The sequence below is a fragment of the Nocardia iowensis genome, assembly GCF_019222765.1.
GTDB classification, from domain to species: Bacteria; Actinomycetota; Actinomycetes; order Mycobacteriales; family Mycobacteriaceae; genus Nocardia; species Nocardia iowensis.
Map to the genome: position 1 here is coordinate 2,385,592 of NZ_CP078145.1, position 19,866 is coordinate 2,405,457.

The following is a 19,866-nucleotide window of genomic DNA, read 5'->3' on the forward strand; positions in this document are numbered from 1 at the left end:
GGTGCGCTACGAAGAACTTGCCGACGTGCCGTGTTCGATCACGCGCCCGCTCGTGATCTTCGGCGACCGCTGGACCCTGCTGATCCTGAAGTTCGCGTTCTCCGGTATCCGCCGCTTCAACGGTTTCCAGAGTTCGCTCGGCATCTCTCGTAGCCGCCTACAGGACCGGCTGGACCGGCTGATCGAACACGGCATCCTGGTGAAGCGGAAGGCCGCGGTCGGCGCGCACGAGGAGTACCGGCTCACGCAGAAGGGCCATGACATCTATCCGATCCTCATGGCCATCCGGGACTGGGGTGATACCTATATGGCACCCGCAGGGCCGCCCGTGCGTTACGCCCATCAAGGCTGCTCTGGTGAGGCGCACGCGAAGCTCGAATGTGACGGCTGCGGAAGCGAATTGACCGCACGCGACGTTCTCCCTGAAGCCGGGCCGGGCTTGCTCGAGCCGGTCGAATCGGCTCAGTCGGTGAACCAGGTCGCGACCTGATCCAGGTCCGCGCGCGAGGTGCGGAACCCGTTCACCGGATGCTCGGTGTCCGGGTAACCGAAGGATATTCCGGCGACAACCCGGCGGTGATCGGGGATGCCGAAGTAGGCGCGTACGAACGGCGCGTACGAGGCGAGCGCGGCCTGCGGCGCCGCGCCGAGCCCGAGGCTCTGGGCGCCGAGCAGGAAGTTGCCGATATAGAGGCCGCAGTCGACGCCACCGTAGAAGCCCAGGTCGGCCTCCGTCGTCACGATCGCCACATGGGGTGCGTCGAACAGTTCGAAATTGCGCACGGCCTGCCGCATAGTTTTCTCGTGGTCCCCTTTGGCGATCCCGACGCTGTCGTACAGTCGCATCCCGCACTCGCGGCGACGGTCCCGGAACACCCCGGTGTACTGCGCGGGGAACGCGAAATCCGGTTCAGGAGTTGCGGTTTGGATGTGGGCCAGCAATTCGTCACGGAACCGATCGGTGCCCGCGCCCTCGGTCACCACGAGCTGCCACGGTTGGGTGTTGCACCAGGAGGCGCTGCGCTGGGCCAGTCGCAGCAGCGCTTCGATGGTCCCCCGCGGGACGGGGTCGGCCAGGAACTGCCGACAGGTCCAGCGTTCGTCGAGCATCCGAGCCAACAGTGTGTGCTGTGCTGTATCCACATCGGCAACCGGCATGCCCGCTCCTCAATTCAGTTCCATTACGAGACTGAACGCTAGCATCGGAAGAGGCAGCGCGAAACGGCCCAAGACCCGGGGTCCGCGTAATCGCAGGGCGGGTGGCCGAGTCGAGTGCTCGCATTGCCGGGAATACAGCGCTGTGACAAGGCAGAATCCCACGCATGGCTTCCGAAGCCCCAGCCGCGCGGGATCGCAAGCGGCACGGCAGGCACTACACGCCGCCGGTGCTCGCACGCTTCCTGGCCGGGCGGCTGCTCGCGCATGTGCCGCGACCGGAAGCGGGGGTGCTGCGGGTGCTCGATCCGGCCTGCGGTGACGGGGAGCTGCTGTTCGCGTTGCGGGACGAGGTCGCGCGTCGGCTGCCGGGGATCCGGGTCGAGCTGACCGGGTACGACCTGGACGCGACGGCCCTCGCGGTGGCGCGCGGGCGCCCCGAAGGGATCGGCGTCGACTGGCACGCCGGCGACTTCCTCACGGTGGCGGCGGAGCTGCGGGCGGGTTCGTTCGATGCGGTGATCACGAACCCGCCGTATGTGCGGACCCAGCAATTGGGTGGGGTCACCGCGCAGCTGCTCAGTAAGCAGTTCGGGTTGCGCGGGCGGATCGATCTGACGCACCCGTTCGTCGCGACGCTGCCGCGACTGCTGTGCTCGGGTGGTGTGCTGGGGTTGTTGTGCGCCAATCGGTTTCTGACAACCAAGGCAGGCGCGAATATTCGGCGGTTGCTGCTCGCCGAGCTGACGCCGGTCGAGCTGTACGACCTGGGGGACACGAAGCTGTTCGAGGCGGCGGTACTGCCCGCGATCACCATCGCGACCCGTGGCGCGGGTGGTGGCGGATGTCGATACGTCTCGGCGTACGAGACCGAGGGTGACGAAAAGGCATCGGAGACAGATCTTTTCGAGGCGTTGACCGGCGAGGGTGGTTGCCTCGTCGCGCATAACGGGCGGACTTTCGCGGTGGCGGTGGGCACGTTGGTGACCAGTCACGCAGAAGTCGCAGTCACGCAGATGCCTTCGGACGTCGGGGCAGCGTCGGTCGGGGAGTGGGTAGGGAGTGGCCGGCAGGGCTCGGGCGACCTGACCGAGAGTGTGCTGCAACAGGGCGGAATCGGGTCTGCCTCCGTGCCGCGACACCCGAGCGAACCGCAGTCCACGCCTGCCCGAACAGTATTGCGGCGAACACAGGAGCCGGAGGCGGCATGGCGCATGTCGAACGCGGGTGTCGACGCCTGGCTCGCCGGGATCGCCGCGGCGACCTGGCGGACCTTCGGCGAGGTTGCCCGAATCCGGGTGGGTATCAAGACAACTGCCGACCGGGTGTTCATCTCCGACCGGTGGTCGGAGGTCGAGCCCGCGCCCGAGCCGGAACTGCTGCTCGATCTCATCACTCATCACGACCTCGCACCGTGGCGCATCGCCCGATTACACGACACCCGCGTCCTGTACCCCTACGACCGCACCCGGCCGAACCGCACGCCGATCGATCTGGCCGAATTCCCGTGCGCCGCTGAATACTTGCGTTCCCACAAGGACACATTGGCCGCCCGCCACTATCTCGGCGCGAGCGGCCGCGAGTGGTTCGAGATCTGGGTGCCGCAGCGTCCGCACCTGTGGTGCGAGCCGAAGCTGGTGTTTCCGGATATCAGTGAACGCCCCAGGTTCGCGCTCGATCGGTCGGGGGCGGTAGTGAACGGCGACTGCTACTGGATTTCGCTGCCCGATTTGGCTAATGCACCGGGCGATGCGGAACAACTTGCGTATCTGCTGATGGGCGTGGCGAATTCGGCGCTCGGCCTGCGGTTCTACGACGCGGTGTGCGGTAACCGGCTGTACTCGGGCAGGCGGCGGTGGATCACCCAGTACGTATCGCGGTTGCCGCTGCCGGATCCGGAATCGGCACGCTCGGCGGACGTCATCGAGCTGGCGCGTGAGTTCGTCGACGGCCGGACTTTGGACGAGACAGCACGGGCCGATCTGGACGAGCGAGTGGCCGCGGCGTTCGGGATGGCGTCAGGCGCGGACGTGCACGCCGACCATGGGCAGCAGGGTCCGGCGGGCGAACTCGCGGGCGGCGTCCCGGTCGGCCACCGGGATGAGCCCGTCGGGGGTGAGGGCCAGCGAGAGCGCGAGGCGGGCCATGATCTCGGCGACCAGGTCGGCGTCGAAATCGTGGGTGTTCTCGGTGTCCCGTAGTTCGCGCAGCTTCTCCGCCAGGTAGCTGCGGCCGACAGCGACGATGGGGCCCGCGTCGGTGGTCAGCCGGGGCAGGATCAGGTCCGGTTCGGTGCGCAGCAGGCGGCGCAGCAGCTCGTTGTTCGCGATCGCGGTGATGAATGCGACGAAGATCTCCACCAGCTGGTCCTCGGAGCCGGAGACGGCCTGCACCTGCTTGTCGATCATCGCGACGAAGCGCTGGGCCTCCCGCACGCTCACCGCCTCGACCAGGTCGTTCTTCGATTCGAAGCGGCGGTACAGGGTGGCGGGGCTGATGCCGGCCCGGCGGGCGATCTCGCCCATGCTGGTCCGTTTGATGCCGAAGTCCAGGAAGGCCGAGAGCGCGCTTTCCAGTAGCTTCTCGCCATCGGCGACGGGCTTGTCCAGGATGCGCTGCAACATGGGCGGGACAGTTGGCATCTGGTCTCCAGTCGATTCGCGCGAACGCCGGGCGTGCGGGATGGGGTCGCGACGGTGCGGGTGATGGACCTTCATTATTTCACCGGCGTGCGGTGGCGCGGTCGAGGATGGCCGGAATGGCGTATAGGTCACGTGTCCAGCTTGGCCTGGCTAGCCTCCTTGGAGATCCGATTTGGATGTCGGCTGAGGTGGAAAGGGTTGAGCCATGGCTTATTTCGCGAACCGGGTGGTGGCGATCACGGGTGCGGGCTCCGGGATCGGCCGCGAGCTGGCGCTGGCGCTTGCCCGTGACGGCGCCGCGCTCGCGCTGTCGGACAAGTCGGCGGACGCCATCGACGAGACCGGGGAACTCTGCGCGGCGGTGGGCGCCACACCCACGGTGACCAGGCTCGACGTCACCGATCGGGCGGCGGTGCTTGCCCATGCCGCGGCGACCGTCGCGCGGTACGGGCGGGTCGAGGCGCTGTTCAACAATGCCGGGATTCTGCACATCGGCGGGGTGGCGGAGTCGCCGTTCAGTGATTTCGAGCACGTGATGGACGTGGATTTCTGGGGAGTCGTCAACGGCACCAAGGCTTTTCTGCCGCATCTGCTGGCCGCCGAGCGGGCGCATGTGGTGAACATGTCCTCGGCGCTCGGCTTGGTCGGGGTGGCGCAGCACGCGCCGTACAACGCGGCGAAGTTCGCCGTCCGCGGATTCACCGACTCGCTGCGCCAGGATATGCGTGCGGCGGGCGGGAAGGTGCGGGTGACCGGGGTGTATCCGGGCGGGGTGCTCACCTCCATCGCGCGTTCGGCGAGTGTCGCGCCCGGCATCGACGCGGCGGCGGTCGCGCGGCGCTTCGAGGGGCAGGTCGCGCGGACCAGCCCGGCCGCGGCGGCCAGGACGATCCTGCGCGGGGCGGCGCGGGGTGAGGCGAAGGTGCTCGTCGGACTGGACGCCCTGCTTGTGGATCTGGTCACAAGGTTCACCGGCTCTTATCACGAACGGGTGCTGGACATGGTATTTCGTTCCTGACCGCGCTGCTCCGCGCGGGCTGATCGGTCCGGAACGGATGACGAAATGGCAACTGGTCGAACGCTTCTCACGGCAGCGCCCGGTCGGGTGCGATCGGCGGGGTGCGGCTGATGGCGAAATGGATTCTGGTCGAGTGCTTCTCGGGTGTGCCGGGCCGGGTGATCGCGTTCGGCGCGGCGCCGAAATCCTTCGTGCCGCTGCGCAATATTCTTCGTAACCCGCTCTCGCTGGCGGATGCGGAGGCGGCCCTCGCGCAGGCATGTCGGACCTGTGCCCTGGTCGCGCACGTGTCCTCGGACGGGCGGCGCACCGTGCGCGCCGAACCGCTGCTGATCTCGCCGGAGCGGGCGCACGCCGTGCGATTGTGGGTCGGGCCGGTACAGGAGCCGTTACCACCGCGAGAACCGGTGGGCGCGTGGTACTTCAACCTCTCGACCAATCGGTCGGTGCGCAGTGTCGATCTGCTCGACCTGTACGGCGTCGCGCCCGAGGACCGGGAGGCGGAGTTGGCCATCGCGGGTGCGTTCACTCGGCTGGTCACCAATCGGGACGAGAGCGAGGCGTTGGCGAAGATCGTGAACTCGGCGCCGGGCACCGAACATCAGGCGGTGTGGACCATCCGGCGCGACGACAATGCCTTGCGCGCGGGGCATTTCGCCTGCCGGATCAGTATCGAGTTCGATGTCACCGGGCGCAGGGAGGTGCTGTTCCGCGGGGTGACGCAGGACATCGGTGCCGCGACGGCGGTACCGGCCGCGCCGCCGCCGATGATTTTGGAGTACCAGCTGTTGGAAGCGGCCACCGCGCCGGGGGAGTACCGCGCGATCGTGAATCTGCGTTCGTTGCAACTGATTCGCTGGATCGGGCCGCCCATGCCGGGCATCGCCTGGGCGGATCTGCCCGGCCAGCCCACGCCGCGGATTCATCCGGACGATTTAGCGGCCGCGAAGGCAATGTCACGGGAGTTGGCGCGCCATCGGACCGAGGGGAAGGTGCGGCTGCGCCGGCTGGATGGTGGGTGGCAGCTCGTGCATGTGCGGGGCGCGCTGATGGCGTTGGACCAGCACACCACGGCGGGGCTTGCCACGGTCACCGCGGTATCGTGAAGCGCGATGACCGTGGCTCGCGCTCACTGACTGGGTAAGTCCAGCGCGGCCATTTCCCGCTCGATCGCGTTCGCGGCGAAGTCGACACCGCTGGAACGCAATTCGTGGACTCGCCGCTGTAATGCCTCGATGCCGCCCGGCTGGGCCGCGATATCGGCTACGCTGATCCGCCCCATCGGCCGGTGCATACTCGACTGCACGTACGCCACCATCGTGATACCTCCTGCCTGCACGCTCACGACTACGCCTCGCTGACGCTCGGCTTCGTCGTACGCGTCAGCGCGCTGTGTCTATGGTTCGCTCGCTGACGCTCGCTGACGGTCCCACCGACCCGGGTGGGTTCACCACTGCGCTACAAGCCGCACGACTACCGTTTCGGCAGGAGACCCCGGGTCACCGGGCACGCTGGGAAAATGTTATCAGCGATTCCTACTGGACGCTTGATCAGTGTGCGCTGTCTCACACCTCTTTGGCGGACCGGTGATTGGCCGTGTTGTGCAGGTACACAGCCCCATTCAGTCTGATGCCGTCCTGTTCGGCCTCGCTGAGCTCGCGGCGAACTTTACCCGGCACCCCGGCGACCAGCGACCCCGGCGGAATCTGCGCGCCCTCCGGAATCAGGGCGTTGGCGGCGATCAGCGAACCGGCGCCGACCACCGCGCCGTTGAGCACGGTGGCGCCCATGCCGACCAGCACATCGTCGCCGACCGTGCAGCCGTGCAGGATCGCGTTGTGCCCCACCGATACTCCGCTGCCAACGGTGAGCGGGAAACCGGGGTCGGCATGCAGCACACAGCCGTCTTGGATGTTGGTCCGCTCGCCGACACTGATCTCCTCGAGATCCCCGCGAATCACCGCGCCGTACCAAACACTCACGTCGGCCGCGAGCCGCACCCGCCCGACCACCGTCGCGTTGGGCGCGACCCACGCACCCTCATCGATCTCCGGAACGAACTCACCGATCTGAATCCTCATAACTGGAAACGTAGCCGCCCCCACCCCCGACCGGCCCGCCGGTCCACCGCCTTCATGATCAACGGGACATGCTGGTGGCTCTACTCGGCCGATGCCGCCGTCATGGGCGGGTGGGGGTGAAGAGGGCGCGGTGGGCGGCGGGGGTGGTGCCGAGGATGCGGTGGAAGTGGTGGCGGAGGCTGACGGCGGTGCCGAAACCGGTTTCGGCGGCGATGCGGTCCATGGTGTCGTCGGTGGTTTCGAGGAGCAGCCGGGCGCGGTCGGCGCGCTGGTGTAGCAGCCATTGTTGAGGGCTGTTTCCGGTGCGGTCGCGGAAACGGCGGGTGAAGGTGCGCCGCGACATCAGGGCTACTCGTGCCCAGCTGTCCAGATCGATCGGATCGCCGAGATGTGTTCGGGCCCAGACCATCGCGCGTTCGATGGGGTCGTCGTCGGCGGACTCGGGGACGGCGATCGGGATGTACTGGGCTTGCGAGCCGCTGCGGTGCGGGGCGGTCACCAGTTCCCTGGCCAACTCGGTGGCGGCACGGCTGCCGAGGTCGTTGCGCACCAGGTGCAGGCAGCAGTCGAGGGCGGCGGCGACGCCCGCGGAGGTGACCACATCGCCCAGGTCCGACCACAGGGTGTCCGCGCGCACCCGGACCGCGGGGTAAGCGCGGGCCAGGCGGGAGGCGCCCGCCCAGTGGGTGATCACCTCGCGGCCGTCGGCCAGCCCACTCGCCGCCACCGCCCACGAGCCGAGGCAGAGGCCGACGATTCGGGCGCCAGCGGCGTGTGCCTGATGCAGGGCGGCGCGCAGGTCGTCGGACAGTGGCATGTCGTATTCCCAACTCGGGACCACGACGGTGTCCGCGCGCATCAGCCGGTCGAGTCCGTGCCGCACGTCGATATCGAAACCGGCTGGGGTGCGCAGGCTTCCGGGCCGCTCGGCGCACACGTCCACCTGGTATGGCCCCGAGCCGCCGATGCCGACCCGGCCGAAGACGAGGCTGGGCACGGACAGGTGGAACGGGCTGATGCCGTCATAGGCGAGAACGGCCACGGTGCGCATGGCCCGATCTTAGCGATAGGCGGCTCGCGGGCCACTGTTGGGCTTGCTGGGGCGTTGACAAGATCAATCGCATGACCGAAACGATCGAACGCACCACCCAGCTCGAAGCCCTGCACATCGGCGGACCCACGCTGCGCCTCCGGTACGCGGGTCGCACCTTCCTGACCGACCCCACCTTCGACGCGCCCGGCGACTACCCGGGTCGGGCCACGCTGCACAAGCTCAGCGGTCCCGCGGTGTCCGTGGAAGAGGTCGGTTCGGTGGACGTCGTATTGCTCTCGCACGACGAGCACGCGGACAACCTGGACAACTCCGGGCGCGAATTCCTGAAGACGGTGCCGACCGTGCTGTCCACGCCGGGTGCCGCGGAACGGATCAAGGGCGTTCGGGGACTGGACAATTGGGAGACCGTAACGCTGGACGGGATCCGGATCACCGCGGTACCCGCGCTGCACGGGCCGGAAGGCTGCGAACCGATCACCGGGATCGTCACCGGATTCGTACTGCAGGCCGACGGGCAGCCGACGGTGTACGTCTCCGGTGACAACGCGTCCGTCGATCTGGTCGCGCGGATCGTCGAGCGGATCGGTCGAATCGACATCGCCGTGCTGTTCGTCGGGGCCGCGAACATCGGCCTGTTCGGCGACGCCGATGTCACGCTCAACGCCCGCACCGCGGTGCAGGCGGCCGAGCTACTCGGCGACGCGGTGATCGTGCCGGTGCACGGCGAAGGGTGGGCGCACTTCAGCGAGACCCTGGATCACTTGGGCCGGGTATTCGAGTACGCGGGGCGTGCGCACCAGCTGCGGATTCCGCCGCTGGGGAAAGAGATCGCTGTGTGATGAGCGGTGGGCCGATGCCGTAGGCGGGGCACCTGGCTGCCGGGTGAGGAGTCTGCGGCCTTCGGTCCAGCCGCGCCGATGGGCGGAATGCGCTCCGAGCAGCGCCGATTGTCTCGGCTGCCGTCGGCGTGCTGATCAACCTGCGCAGAAACTGCCGGTCAGCGAGCGTTCTCGTGATCATCGTGTGAGACCCGCGCGTCGTTCGTGGCGGGAGCCCCACGCGGGGTCCACGATGGCGTTATGAGGATCGGAGTTCCACGGGAGGTCAAGGAGCAAGAGTTCCGGGTGGCGCTCACTCCGGCGGGTGCCAGGGAGTTGGCCGCGCAGGGACACGAGGTGCTGATCCAGGCAGGCGCGGGCGTCGGGTCCGCGTTCGCGGACGCCGACTACGCCGCCGCGGGGGCGCGCCTGGTGCCCGGCGTCGATCAGCTGTGGCGGGAGGCAGAGCTGGTATTGAAGGTGAAGGAACCGATTGCCGAGGAGTATCCGCGGCTGCGGCGCGGGCAGGTGCTCTTCACCTACCTGCATCTGGCCGCGTCCCGCGAATGCACCGACGCCATCCTCGGTTCCGGGACCACCGCAATCGCCTATGAAACCGTGCGCGCGGCCGATGGTTCGCTGCCGTTGCTCGCTCCGATGAGTGAGGTGGCGGGCAAGCTCGGCGCGCAGGTCGGCGCTTACCATCTGATGGCACCGCTGGGCGGTGCGGGAAGGCTGCTCGGTGGCGTGCCGGGAGTGCCACCGGCCGATGTGGTGGTGCTCGGCGGCGGTGTTGCCGGGTCCAACGCGGCGGCGGTCGCTTCGGGCATGGGCGCGCGAGTCACCGTGCTGGACACCAACTTGCACCGCCTGCGCGAGTTGGACGCGCGGTTCGCCGGCCGGATCGCCACCGTCGCCTCGAACGCCGCCGAGGTCCAGCGCGCCGTCGCGAACGCCGATCTCGTCATCGGTTCGGTCCTGGTGCCGGGTGCCCGTGCCCCGAAGCTCGTCTCCGACGACCTCGTCGCCGAGATGCGCCCCGGCTCGGTACTCGTCGACATCGCCATCGACCAAGGCGGCTGCTTCGCCGGCTCCCACCCCACCACCCACGCGAACCCCACCTTTCGCGTACACAATTCGCTGTTCTACTGCGTGGCGAACATGCCGGGCGCGGTGCCGCACACCTCAACCATCGCCCTCACGAACGCCACGCTGCCGTACGTCCGTGCCATCGCCGCCAACGGCTGGAAACAAGCCTGCGCCACCAACCCCGACCTCGCCCACGGCCTGACCGCTGATGCGGGCCGACTGCTGTCGCCGGAAGTCGCTGCGGCACACGGATACACGAACCCCAAGCCCGTCGGACTCGCGGGCTGACATCCGCTCTGCGAGTCCGCAACTCGCACAAGGCTTCCGGCTGCGTCAACCGGTTGCCACGGCGGAGGCGGCTGTAGTGCACGGGTGCGCGACCCCAACCACAGGTTGGCGCGCCGCCCCGTCTTGGCGAATTGGCACCCAACACGTGTTGGGTGCGCGAGCGGAGCGGGTGGAGTTAGTTGTCGGTGCGGCCCTCGCCGAGGTACCAGTCGGGCTCGCCGGTGGTAGGGAGGTCGTGCAGTTTGTCAGGGTTGCGGACGACATTGATGGCGACGATGCGTCCGTCGTCGATGGTGAAAGAGAAGACGCCGGTGTGGTTTCCGTCGAAGACGACGAGGCCGGGGGTGCCGTTGACCAGCACGGCGCGGCCCCACGCGCCAGCCGCGGACGGTGCGTGGTACCAGCCGAGCAGCATCTTCGCGATGAGCTCCGCGCCGTGCACCGGCTGCCGGATCGCGGGGACCTTGCCGCCACCGTCGGCGGTGAGGCTGACATTGGCGTCGAGCACGCCGAGCAGCGCGCTGAGATCGCCGGAGCGCCAAGCGACCGCGAAGGCGGAGACGACCTTCTCCTGCTCGTCCGGCGAGGCGGGGAAGCGGGGCGTGCCGTCTTCGACGCGCTTGCGGGCGCGCGAGGCGAGCTGCCGCACGGCCGCCGGAGTGCGGCCGACCACCTCGGCGACCTCCGGGCCGGTCATGCCGAATACGTCCTGGAGGACGAACGCGGTGCGCTCGGCCGGTGACAGCGATTCGAGGACCACCAGCAGCGCGGTGGTGACCCGCTCGTCCTGGGTGATCCGGTCCGCGGGGTCGTCCCAGCTGGTGACCTCAGGCTCCGGCAGCCATTCGCCGACATACTGCTCACGGCGGGCGCGCGCCGACCCGAGCTGGTCCAGCGCCAGGCGCCCGGTGACCGTGCTGAGCCAGGCGCGCAGGTTCTCGATCTGGCCCGCGGTCCCCGCCTCGTGCTGGCGCTGCAGCCGCAGCCACGCCTCCTGCACCACGTCGTCCGCGTCCGTGAGGCTGCCCAGCGTGCTGTAGGCGAGTCTGCGCAGATACGGCCGGTGCTCCTCGAACCGCCGAGCCAGTTCGGCCTGGTCGAGGGGTTCAGAGGTAGAAGGCTGTTCGGATGTCACTGCTGTTCGCCGTTCGGTCGTTCCGCCCCGCCGGGGGCGCGAGTCATGGGTACGTCACCAGGTTGACGACGCAGGACCTCAGAGTGTGACACGCTGCGACCCCTCCTCCTTCCACGCCCGCCATCAGGTGGGGTTGGGGGATCGGCCGAGAGGTCCGCAGCTATGCGCGGTTGATCACGGAAGGTGTAGGCGATGGGCGGGCGAACGGAGTGGGAGTCGGGGACACCCGATAGTCTCGGCGGGTGCAGAAGGGGACCTCGACCGCGGCTGGTCTGGTGCTGGGGTTTGTGCTCGATCGGGTGGTGGGGGATCCGCGTCGGTGGCATCCGGTGGCTGGATTCGGTTCGGCGGCAGGTGCGCTCGAATCGGTAACGTATGCCGATCGGCGAAGCGCCGGGGTGGTGCACGAGGTGGTGTTGGTGGGGGCGGTGATCGGTCTCGGAGTCGGGGTTCGTGGGGGTGGGATACCGGTGACCGCGTTGGCGACCTGGACTGTGCTCGGCGGACGCAGCCTCGCGCGCGCGGGCAGGGAGATGGCCGATCGGCTCGAGGTCGGGGACCTGACCGGTGCGCGGGCTCTGTTGCCTTCGCTGTGCGGGCGTGACCCCGAAGCGCTCGACGCGGACGGATTGGCCCGCGCCGCACTGGAATCCATTGCCGAGAACACCTCCGACGCAACGGTGGCACCGCTGGTGTGGGGCGCGATCGCGGGAGTGCCCGGCCTGCTCGGCTACCGGGCGATCAACACCCTCGACGCCATGATCGGCTACCGCAACGACCGCTACCGCCAGTTCGGCTGGGCCGCCGCCCGCATCGACGACCTGGCCAACCTGCTGCCCGCTCGCCTGACCGGACTGCTCACGGCCGCGCTCGCCCCGCTCGTCGGCGGCCGCCCCGCCACCGCCCTGCGCGCGTGGCGCCGCGACGCCGCGAAACACCCCAGCCCCAACGCCGGGGTGGTCGAGGCATCCATGGCAGGTGCCCTCGGTGTTCGCCTCGGCGGTCGCACCCAGTACCGCCACGGCACCGAACTGCGCCCAACTCTCGGCGACGGCCCCGCCCCGACAGTCGCGGATCTCCATCGCGCCGTACGGATGTCGGAGTCGGTGCAATGGGCATCGCTCGCGGTCGCGGCGCTCTGGTCGATCACGGGTTTCGCGGGTCAGTCGCGGCCGCGGCCGTAGCGGTCGGCTAGGCGCGCTTCGGTTGTCTTGGTGGCGGTGGGAGTGGGTTGGGCCGCCTGGTCGTCAGCTGGTTCGCTTGTGGTCACCGGCTCGGCGGGTTTGGTTGTGGCACCGGCCTTTTCTCTCCGGCGCTCGCGGATTTCGGCGTAGACGAAGTAGCCGAGGCCGAGGGGGGCCATGATGCCGAAGGCCAGCCATTGGAGGCCGTAGGAGAGGTAGGGGCCCGCGTCGAGTTGGGGGAGGGGGGTGGGGGTGAAGGCGCCGGGCTGGTCCTTGTCCAATTGGAGGTAGCCGCCACGTTCGCCGGTGGGGATGGGGGTGAGTGGCTGTTGCAGGACCGCCGCTGCCTGGGTGGTGTCGATCGAGTACACCTGCCGGTAGCCGTCTTGGACGGACGGATCCTTGCCGGGCGTCACGCCTTCCGACATCCGGACGCGGGCCTCGAGGCGCTGTGATCCGGCGGGCGGGTCGGGGATCTGCGGCGGACGGGAGCCGTCTACCGCCGACACCAGCCCTCGATCGATGAGCAGGAGTCGCCCGTCGTCCAGCCGGAACACACCGAGCACAGAGTAGCCCGGGGCGCCGTCGAGGTGGCGCAGCCGGACCAGCATCGTCGAGTCCGGCAGGTAGGTGCCGGAGGCGGTGACCTTGCGCCATTCGGTGTGCGCGTCGTCCGTGCTTGGCCCGGCGAGGACGGTGGTGATGTCGACCGGGTCGGCGCGCACCGAGTCGGCGATCAACTGGTTGCGATGCGAGGTGCTCGTGTTCTTGCCGAGCTGCCACGGCGCGAGCACCGTGAAACACAGGTACGCGAACGCGGCGACCAGCACCGCGAGGATCACCCAACTGGGACGCAGCAGAAAAGTGAGTCGGCGCATCATCGGAGTCCGTCGCAAGCAGGTTCGGTCGCGGTGCGGAGGCCGGGCCGGTGGGTGGAGTGCACCGTCAGGAGCATCCAGCTGGGGTGTATCGAGAAGGGTCGCATCATGCGCGCCTGTGCCGGGTGGGATCGGGCGGCTCAGCGGCCGGTTCGCCGAGCGCGTCGCGCACCCAGTCGAGCAGTCCGGGCATTGCCGCCTCGATCTGATCGCGGACCAATTCGAAGTCCGCGGTGTCGCCGTAGTACGGGTCCGGCACGTCGGGCCCGTCGGCGGCCGGGTCGAAACTGCGTAGCAGCCTGCGCCGATCCGACGGCACACCGAGGCGGGCGAGTTCGCGCTCGTGCGAGGTGTCCAGGGCGATCAGCAGGTCGGCGTCGTGATGGTCGGCGCCGAGGGCAGCGGCGATGTGCCTGGTCGCGTAGCCGTATTTGCGCAACGTGGCGTTGGTGCGCGAGTCGGCGTCGTCGCCGACATGCCATGCACCGGTGCCCGCGCTGCTCACCCGCACCCGATCGGCCAGTCCGGCCCGGGACAGGTGCATCGCGAAGATCTTCTCCGCCATCGGAGAACGGCAGATATTGCCGGTACAGACGAACGACACGTGCAGCTCACCCACGACAGCCATTCTGGCCGGTCGTCCTACGGGGCCGCCACGTAGGGTGTGATCTCGTGCCCGAGGACAGCGTCGATCGCGCTTTACTGCGCCACCACGGCGACGTGGACGCGCGCCCTGGCATGCTCGACTTCGCGGTGAACGTGCAGGGCAGCGCGCCGCCGGACTGGTTGCGGCAGCGACTGGCGGCCCGGCTGGACGGGCTCGGCCGGTATCCGAGCGCCGAGGAAGCGGACGCGGCCCGCCGTGCCGTCGCGGCCCGGCACGGTCGCCGCCCGGAGGAGGTGCTGCTGCTGGCCGGGGCGGCCGAGGGTTTCGCCATGCTGCCCAGACTCGCCCCGCGCCTGGCCGCCGTGCTCCACCCGTCGTTCACCGAACCGGAACTGGCATTGCGTGCGGCCGATGTTGCGGTGACGCGAGTGCTGCTCGAACCGCCCTACACACTCGACCCGGAAACCGTTCCCGCCGACGCCGACCTCGTAGTGCTCGGCAACCCGACCAATCCCACCTCGGTCCTGCACCCCGCCGGAGCGATCCACGCGCTGCGCCGACCAGGCCGGATCATCGTGGTGGACGAGGCCTTCGCCGACGCGGTGCCGGGCGAACCCGAGTCGCTCGCCGGATTCACCGCACCCGACCTGCTGGTCCTGCGCAGCCTCACCAAGACCTGGGCCCTCGCCGGGCTCCGCTGCGGCTATTTCCTCGGCGACCCGGAACTCCTGTCCCGCCTGAACCGCGGCCGGGCCCACTGGCCACTCGGCACCCTGCAACTGGAGGCGATCACCGCCACCGCCGAACCCGCGGCGGTCGCGGAGGAACAGCGGCGCGCCCTCGGCATCGCCACCGAACGGGCCGCGATGATCGCCCGGCTGACCGAACTCGGCGTGCACGTGCACACTCCGGCCGCCGCGCCGTTCCTGCTGCTCCGTGTCCCCGACGGTGAGCTGCTTCGGAAACACCTGGTGGACAAGGGCATTGCCGTCCGCCGCGCCGATACCTTCCCCGGCCTGGGGCCGAACCACCTGCGCGTCGCGGTGCGCGGCGGCACGGAGGTGGATCAGCTGATCGAGGGGATCCGGACGGCGGGCCTTTAGCGATGGAGAACAGAAAAGCGTTGCGACAGTGCATGAGCGGATCAGAGGAGGGTGAACGATGACCACGCTGGCAGATCTCATCGAAGTGCTCGACGCGGCCTACCCGCCACAGCTGGCCGAGTCGTGGGACTCGGTCGGGCTGGTCGCCGGTGATCCGGCCGACGAGGTGACCCGGGTGCTGTTCGCGGTCGACGCGACGGCGGGCGTCGTCGATGAGGCGATCGACTGGCGGGCACAGGCTTTGGTCGTGCACCACCCGCTGCTGTTGCGCGGCGTCGACACCGTCGCGGCCGACACTCCCAAAGGTGCACTGCTGCACCGGCTCATCCGTTCCGGCTGCGCCTTGTTCACCGCGCACACCAACGCGGATTCCGCCGACCCTGGTGTCTCCGATGCGCTGGCCGCAGCGCTCGGCCTCACCGTCACCGGTCCGATCGATGCGAAACCCGAAGCTCCGGTGGACAACTGGGTGGTCCAGGTGCCCCGTTCGCACACCGACGCGGTGCTGGCGGCCTTGTTCGCCGCTGGCGCGGGCGGCAGCGGCGACTACCGCGACTGCGCACTGCGGGTGCCCGCGGTGGGTCAGTTCCGGCCGATGTCGCAAGCTAATCCATCGGTCGGCGCGCTCGGCGAACTCCAGCATGTCGACGAGGAACGCGTCGAGGTGATCGCCCCGCCTGGCGCGCGCGCCGCCATCCTGTCCGCCCTGCGCGCCGCCCACCCCTACGAGGATCCCGCTTACCACATCACCGAACGGGCCCTGTTGCCGTCGGCCGTCGGCATCGGCCGCGTCGGCACCTTGGCGGCGCCGGAGTCGTTGCGCGCGTTCACCGATCGGGTGGCCGCCGCCTTACCGCCTACCGCATGGGGTGTCCGTGCGGCAGGCGACCCGGACCGCACCATCTACACGGTTGCCGTCTGCGGCGGCGCGGGCGATTCCTACCTGAACGCGGTGGCCCGCCGCGGCGTCGACGCCTACGTCACCGCGGATCTGCGCCATCATCCGGTCGACGAGCACCTCCGCAATGGCGGTCCAGCTCTGGTCGACGCCGCCCACTGGGCAACCGAATTCCCTTGGTGCGCACAGGCGGAACGAGTTGTCCGAGCCGGGCTGCCCGAGCTGGAGACGCGAGTTTCGACGCTGCGTACCGATCCGTGGACCGTCAGCGCGCCCAGCTGATTCGGCTTGTCAGCGTCTCCGGTCTGTCAGCGCGCCTGGTCAATCCGGTCTGTCAGCGCGGCCAGCCGACGTCGTAGTCGCGGCGGTTACGCCGGCCACTGCTTATCGCCACCGGTGGCCGCGGGCTGCTGCCAGCCCGGCATGTTCTCGGCCTGTGCCCGCCCCAGCAACTCGTCGACCTGCTGCGCCGCGATGCTCGACTCGGTACCGCACCATGTGCACTGCAGGGAATGCTTGGTGCTCAACGGAATCAGCGGTACGAAGAACAGCGTGAATTTGGTGACCATTTTGTGCAGTACATGGGCCGCCGGATTGCCGCAATTCCCGCACACCAATGTGAGCACGGCGAGCCGCTGCACATCTCGACGCCAACCAAAGATCAACACGGAATACCCCCGGAAAATCGAACTCTTATGCCTAAACCTTACCGCCGCTGCGGCGTGTCTCGGCGTGTCTGCCGGATTGGTTTGTGCGCGGGGCGGTTTCCGCGAGTCGACCGGCGTTCCGGGGGTACAACTACCGCATGAATTTCCCGGTGAACTTCGGCTTCGTCCAGATCGGGTTGATCCTGCTCATCGTGGTCGGGCTCGCGCTGCTCATCTCCGGACTGGTGCTGGCGCGCCGGGTCGGGATGCGGGCGCTGATCCTGCGCGGCGGCAGCGGGCTGGTGCTGGTGCTGGCCGCGGTGCTGCTGCTGTGGGTGGCGACGCTGATGCAGACCTACCTCGGGTTGACCGGCGAAATCAAGGCGGCGCATGTGGTGGCCAAGCAGGTGGAGGGCCAGGAGCATCTGCTCGATATCGAACTCACCCTCTTCGGCGACGACCAGCAGGATGAGCAGCGCCTGAAGTACCAGGTCGAGGGCGACACCTGGGTGCTCCAGGCAGGGATCGTCGAGTTGGAGCCCTGGGTGAACGCGCTCGGCTTCCACTCCGGGTACAAGATCAGCAGGTTGTACGGCCAGCGTTTGGACGGCGTTGCCACTACGCAGAACCAGATCTTCCTCAACGGCGGCGACCGGGACTTCTTCGACGACATGCGGAAGGGTCGATGGTGGACGGAGCCGTTCGTGCGCTCCGCCTACGGCAACGCGGTGATCGCCGTCCCCGGTGAATACGACGTCTTCGTCTCCCGGGACGCCATCAAGACCCGCGCGCCGGCCTAGCGGGCCCGGCTCGGCCGCACCGATTGGTGCGGCATCGGTCAGCGCGGGCAGGCAGGCGGGGTACGGTTGAACACCGACCCATCCATAGCGTCCAGGAGTTTGTCCGCGTTGAATGTCGAACCACCGATCCAGGCCAAGCTGCTCCAGCTGGCCGCTGTCGACGCCGAGCTGAATCGGATCGCGCACCGCCGCACCGTGCTGCCCGAACAGCAGGAGGTGGCCCGGCTGGAGGCCGAGCGTAACGCGCACAAGGATGCCGCCGTCGCCGTACAGATCATGCTCGACGACCTCGACCGCGACATCCGCAAGCTGGAAGGCGAAGTCGACGCCGTCCGCAAGCGCGAGGAACGCGACAAGAGCATGCTGACCGCCGGAACGGTGAACGCCAAACAGCTTTCGGAGATCCAGCACGAACTGGGCAGCCTGGAACGCAGGCGCTCGGTGCTGGAGGACGAACTGCTCGAGGTGATGGAGCGCCGCGAAGCCTCCGCCGACGACTACCAGCACGCGGGCGCCCGGCTGGACAAGACCGAGCAGCAACTGGCCGACGCGCAAACCCAGCGGGACGAGGCCCTGGCCGATCTCGAGGTGGCACAGGGTCGTTGCGACGCCGACCGGGCCAAGCTGATCTCGCTGTTCCCGGCCGACCTGATGGCGATCTACGACCGGCAGACCGCCCAGCACGGCGTCGGTGCGGCGCTGTTGCAGGCCCGTCGCTGTGGCGCGTGCCGGATCGAACTGGACCGCGGCGAGATCGCCCGGATCGCGAAGACCGCGCCGGACGTGGTCGTGCGTTGCCCGGAGTGTGGCGCGATCCTCGTGCGCACCAAGGAATCGGGGCTGTGAGCTCGGCTGTGCGGGTGACCACGCGCGCGCGGCGGGGGCTGCGGTGAGTGAGCCCGAGGTGATCGTCGAGGCCGACGGCGGTTCGCGGGGCAATCCCGGACCGGCGGGCTACGGCGCCGTCGTCTACTCCGCCGATCATGTGCGCGTCCTCGCCGAACGCCGTGAATTCATCGGCATCGCCACCAACAATGTCGCCGAATATCGCGGCCTCATCGCCGGTTTGGAGGCGGCCGCCGAACTCGGCGCCCGCATCGTCACGGTGCGGATGGATTCCAAGCTGGTCGTCGAGCAGATGTCCGGTCGCTGGAAGGTCAAGCACGCGGCCATGGTTCCGCTCGCCGACCGGGCCCGCAGGTTGGTCGCCGGTTTCGAGCGGGTGAGCTTCACCTGGATACCGCGGGCCGAGAATTCGCATGCCGACCAACTGGCTAACGCGGCCATGGACGACGCCACCCTCGTCGACGAGGTACGTGCCGCCCGTGATACCGAAACACCGTTGGCCACAACGATTCCGGAGGATCCGGTCGTCTCCGCGGTCGCCGCGCAACCCGCTCCCGGCTGGACCGGCGCCACCGGCCGCCCGACCCGGTTGTTGCTCTTACGGCACGGTCAGACCGAACTCTCTGTGCAACGCCGCTATTCGGGCCGCGGCAACCCGCCACTGACCGAGCTCGGCCGGGAACAGGCCGCGCGGGCCGCGAAAATGCTTGCCGCCAAAGGCGATATCACCGCTGTGCTGTCCTCGCCGCTGAGCCGGGCCCGCGACACCGCCGAGGCCGCCGCCACCGCGCTGGACGCACCGCTCACCGTGCTGGACGGCCTCATCGAGACCGATTTCGGTGACTGGGAGGGCTTGACCTTCCTGGAGGCGGCGCAGCGCGACCCGGAGTTGCACGCCCGCTGGCTCGGCGATCCTTCGCTGCCCGCCCCGGGCGGGGAGAGTTTCGACGCGGTGCGCGAGCGGGTGGACACGGTCCGTCGCGACCTGGTCTCGCGGTATCCCGGTGCGAACCTGGTGCTGGTCAGCCATGTGACGCCGATCAAGACGTTGTTGCAGCTCGCGCTCGGTGTTGGGCCGTCCCTGCTGTACCGGTTGCATCTGGATCTGGCGTCGCTGTCGATCGCGGAGTTCTATCCCGACGGCGGGTCGTCGGTGCGCTTGGTGAACGACACGTCGTACCTGTCTTAGCGGCGAAGTGCCTCGGCTCCAACACGTTTCAGTCGATGCGTCCCGAATGTTGCTCTTTGGCAGTGTTATTCGCAGGTCGTCGGATTGTGACGGCGCGTTCCCTGGCGGCGATTCGACCGCACATGTTCACCTACCCGTCGCCGGATGCTCGACAACGGTCATCCGTGCCCTGCGAACATCTGCCGAGGATGAGGAAGTCGTGGTCTGGTCGACTGCCTGGCAGTTTCCGTGCGAATTCGCGGTGCGACCGCCGGGCAGCGTATAACAGTTGAGTCTCGTCGGCCGGACAACTCGGCCGCGGCTGGGTTGAGTGAGGGTGAAAGTCAGTTCGGGCGAACCGTTTTCAGAGCCGATATCGAACCATGTGGCATGGGTCTCACTGATGTCCACATTGTGGCGCGGCGCACAGGTGTGTTGCGGATCCGACCCCTCCC

The 19,866-nt window shown here is 68.6% G+C and carries 20 protein-coding genes and 1 pseudogene; 12 read left to right on the top strand and 9 right to left on the bottom strand.

What is annotated here, in order from left to right:
* The first annotated feature begins 1 nt into the window (after position 1).
* Complete coding sequence (locus KV110_RS10945) at positions 2–490, top strand: winged helix-turn-helix transcriptional regulator (RefSeq protein ID WP_218475622.1); 489 nt, start codon at positions 2–4, stop codon at positions 488–490.
* Here the strand turns inward: KV110_RS10945 and KV110_RS10950 are convergent.
* Positions 463–1,158 (bottom strand): nitroreductase, encoded by a 696-nt coding sequence (locus tag KV110_RS10950; protein ID WP_218475624.1) that lies wholly within the window; start codon positions 1,156–1,158, stop codon positions 463–465. The two genes, KV110_RS10945 and KV110_RS10950, sit on opposite strands and share 28 nt — an antisense overlap.
* Positions 1,159–1,322: 164 nt before the next feature.
* On the opposite strand from KV110_RS10950, the gene KV110_RS41390 reads away from it, so the two are divergent.
* The gene (locus tag KV110_RS41390; protein WP_246634463.1) at positions 1,323–3,356 is read left to right on the top strand and encodes an Eco57I restriction-modification methylase domain-containing protein; all 2,034 of its coding nucleotides are present in this window, start codon (positions 1,323–1,325) and stop codon (positions 3,354–3,356) included.
* Here the strand turns inward: KV110_RS41390 and KV110_RS41395 are convergent.
* Positions 3,282–3,872 (bottom strand): annotated as a pseudogene (locus tag KV110_RS41395) (TetR/AcrR family transcriptional regulator); the annotation flags it as partial. The gene KV110_RS41390 and the pseudogene KV110_RS41395 sit on opposite strands and share 75 nt — an antisense overlap.
* Positions 3,873–4,002: 130 nt before the next feature.
* Between KV110_RS41395 and KV110_RS10960 the strand changes: the two are divergent.
* Together KV110_RS10960 and KV110_RS10965 are read left to right on the top strand one after the other, a co-directional pair.
* Positions 4,003–4,815, top strand: a complete 813-nt coding sequence (locus KV110_RS10960; RefSeq protein WP_218475627.1) for an SDR family NAD(P)-dependent oxidoreductase — start codon at positions 4,003–4,005, stop codon at positions 4,813–4,815.
* A 110-nt stretch (positions 4,816–4,925) separates the two neighbouring features.
* Positions 4,926–5,921: a GAF domain-containing protein gene (locus KV110_RS10965; RefSeq protein WP_246634464.1), complete on the top strand. Its 996-nt coding sequence runs from the start codon at positions 4,926–4,928 to the stop codon at positions 5,919–5,921.
* A 23-nt stretch (positions 5,922–5,944) separates the two neighbouring features.
* Here KV110_RS10965 and KV110_RS10970 read toward each other — a convergent pair whose 3' ends face one another.
* The 3 genes from KV110_RS10970 to KV110_RS10980 form a co-directional block, all read right to left on the bottom strand.
* Positions 5,945–6,160 (bottom strand): hypothetical protein, encoded by a 216-nt coding sequence (locus KV110_RS10970; RefSeq protein WP_246634465.1) that lies wholly within the window; start codon positions 6,158–6,160, stop codon positions 5,945–5,947.
* 220 nt (positions 6,161–6,380) lie between these two features.
* On the bottom strand, positions 6,381–6,896 hold the full coding sequence (locus KV110_RS10975) for a gamma carbonic anhydrase family protein (protein WP_218475630.1): 516 nt from the start codon (positions 6,894–6,896) through the stop codon (positions 6,381–6,383).
* Positions 6,897–6,996: 100 nt separating this feature from the next.
* The gene (locus KV110_RS10980; RefSeq protein ID WP_218475632.1) at positions 6,997–7,947 is read right to left on the bottom strand and encodes a GlxA family transcriptional regulator; all 951 of its coding nucleotides are present in this window, start codon (positions 7,945–7,947) and stop codon (positions 6,997–6,999) included.
* A 71-nt stretch (positions 7,948–8,018) separates the two neighbouring features.
* Here KV110_RS10980 and KV110_RS10985 point away from each other — a divergent pair, with 71 nt between their 5' ends.
* Positions 8,019–8,789 (top strand): MBL fold metallo-hydrolase, encoded by a 771-nt coding sequence (locus KV110_RS10985; protein WP_218475633.1) that lies wholly within the window; start codon positions 8,019–8,021, stop codon positions 8,787–8,789.
* Positions 8,790–9,029: 240 nt separating this feature from the next.
* A complete protein-coding gene (gene ald, locus KV110_RS10990) occupies positions 9,030–10,145 on the top strand; it encodes an alanine dehydrogenase (protein WP_218475635.1) in 1,116 nt (371 codons plus the stop codon).
* Between the two features lie 175 nt (positions 10,146–10,320).
* On the opposite strand, the gene sigJ is transcribed toward ald, so the two are convergent.
* Positions 10,321–11,280 (bottom strand): RNA polymerase sigma factor SigJ, encoded by a 960-nt coding sequence (sigJ, locus tag KV110_RS10995; protein ID WP_218475636.1) that lies wholly within the window; start codon positions 11,278–11,280, stop codon positions 10,321–10,323.
* Positions 11,281–11,522: 242 nt separating this feature from the next.
* Between sigJ and KV110_RS11000 the strand changes: the two genes are divergently transcribed.
* Positions 11,523–12,464, top strand: coding sequence for a cobalamin biosynthesis protein (locus tag KV110_RS11000; protein ID WP_218475638.1), 942 nt, complete (start codon positions 11,523–11,525; stop codon positions 12,462–12,464).
* Here the strand turns inward: KV110_RS11000 and KV110_RS11005 are convergent.
* Together KV110_RS11005 and KV110_RS11010 are read right to left on the bottom strand one after the other, a co-directional pair.
* A complete protein-coding gene (locus KV110_RS11005) occupies positions 12,443–13,342 on the bottom strand; it encodes an SURF1 family cytochrome oxidase biogenesis protein (protein ID WP_218478350.1) in 900 nt (299 codons plus the stop codon). The two genes, KV110_RS11000 and KV110_RS11005, sit on opposite strands and share 22 nt — an antisense overlap.
* A gap of 106 nt (positions 13,343–13,448) precedes the next feature.
* The gene (locus tag KV110_RS11010; RefSeq protein ID WP_218475640.1) at positions 13,449–13,970 is read right to left on the bottom strand and encodes a low molecular weight protein-tyrosine-phosphatase; all 522 of its coding nucleotides are present in this window, start codon (positions 13,968–13,970) and stop codon (positions 13,449–13,451) included.
* A gap of 44 nt (positions 13,971–14,014) precedes the next feature.
* Between KV110_RS11010 and cobC the strand changes: the two genes are divergently transcribed.
* The gene (gene cobC, locus KV110_RS11015; protein WP_218475642.1) at positions 14,015–15,052 is read left to right on the top strand and encodes an Rv2231c family histidinol phosphate aminotransferase CobC; all 1,038 of its coding nucleotides are present in this window, start codon (positions 14,015–14,017) and stop codon (positions 15,050–15,052) included.
* A gap of 58 nt (positions 15,053–15,110) precedes the next feature.
* Positions 15,111–16,232 carry a Nif3-like dinuclear metal center hexameric protein gene (locus tag KV110_RS11020; protein ID WP_218475644.1) on the top strand — a complete coding sequence of 374 codons (1,122 nt, stop codon included), beginning with the start codon at positions 15,111–15,113 and terminating at the stop codon, positions 16,230–16,232.
* Positions 16,233–16,318: 86 nt separating this feature from the next.
* Here KV110_RS11020 and KV110_RS11025 read toward each other — a convergent pair whose 3' ends face one another.
* Positions 16,319–16,519: a hypothetical protein gene (locus KV110_RS11025; RefSeq protein WP_218475646.1), complete on the bottom strand. Its 201-nt coding sequence runs from the start codon at positions 16,517–16,519 to the stop codon at positions 16,319–16,321.
* A 236-nt stretch (positions 16,520–16,755) separates the two neighbouring features.
* Here KV110_RS11025 and KV110_RS11030 point away from each other — a divergent pair, with 236 nt between their 5' ends.
* The 3 genes from KV110_RS11030 to KV110_RS11040 all read left to right on the top strand — a co-directional run bounded on the left by KV110_RS11030 (position 16,756) and on the right by KV110_RS11040 (position 19,432).
* Positions 16,756–17,397, top strand: a complete 642-nt coding sequence (locus KV110_RS11030) for a hypothetical protein (protein ID WP_218475648.1) — start codon at positions 16,756–16,758, stop codon at positions 17,395–17,397.
* A gap of 108 nt (positions 17,398–17,505) precedes the next feature.
* The gene (locus KV110_RS11035) at positions 17,506–18,243 is read left to right on the top strand and encodes a zinc ribbon domain-containing protein (protein ID WP_218478352.1); all 738 of its coding nucleotides are present in this window, start codon (positions 17,506–17,508) and stop codon (positions 18,241–18,243) included.
* Between the two features lie 43 nt (positions 18,244–18,286).
* Positions 18,287–19,432: a bifunctional RNase H/acid phosphatase gene (locus KV110_RS11040; protein ID WP_218475650.1), complete on the top strand. Its 1,146-nt coding sequence runs from the start codon at positions 18,287–18,289 to the stop codon at positions 19,430–19,432.
* The last annotated feature ends 434 nt before the right edge of the window (positions 19,433–19,866 follow it).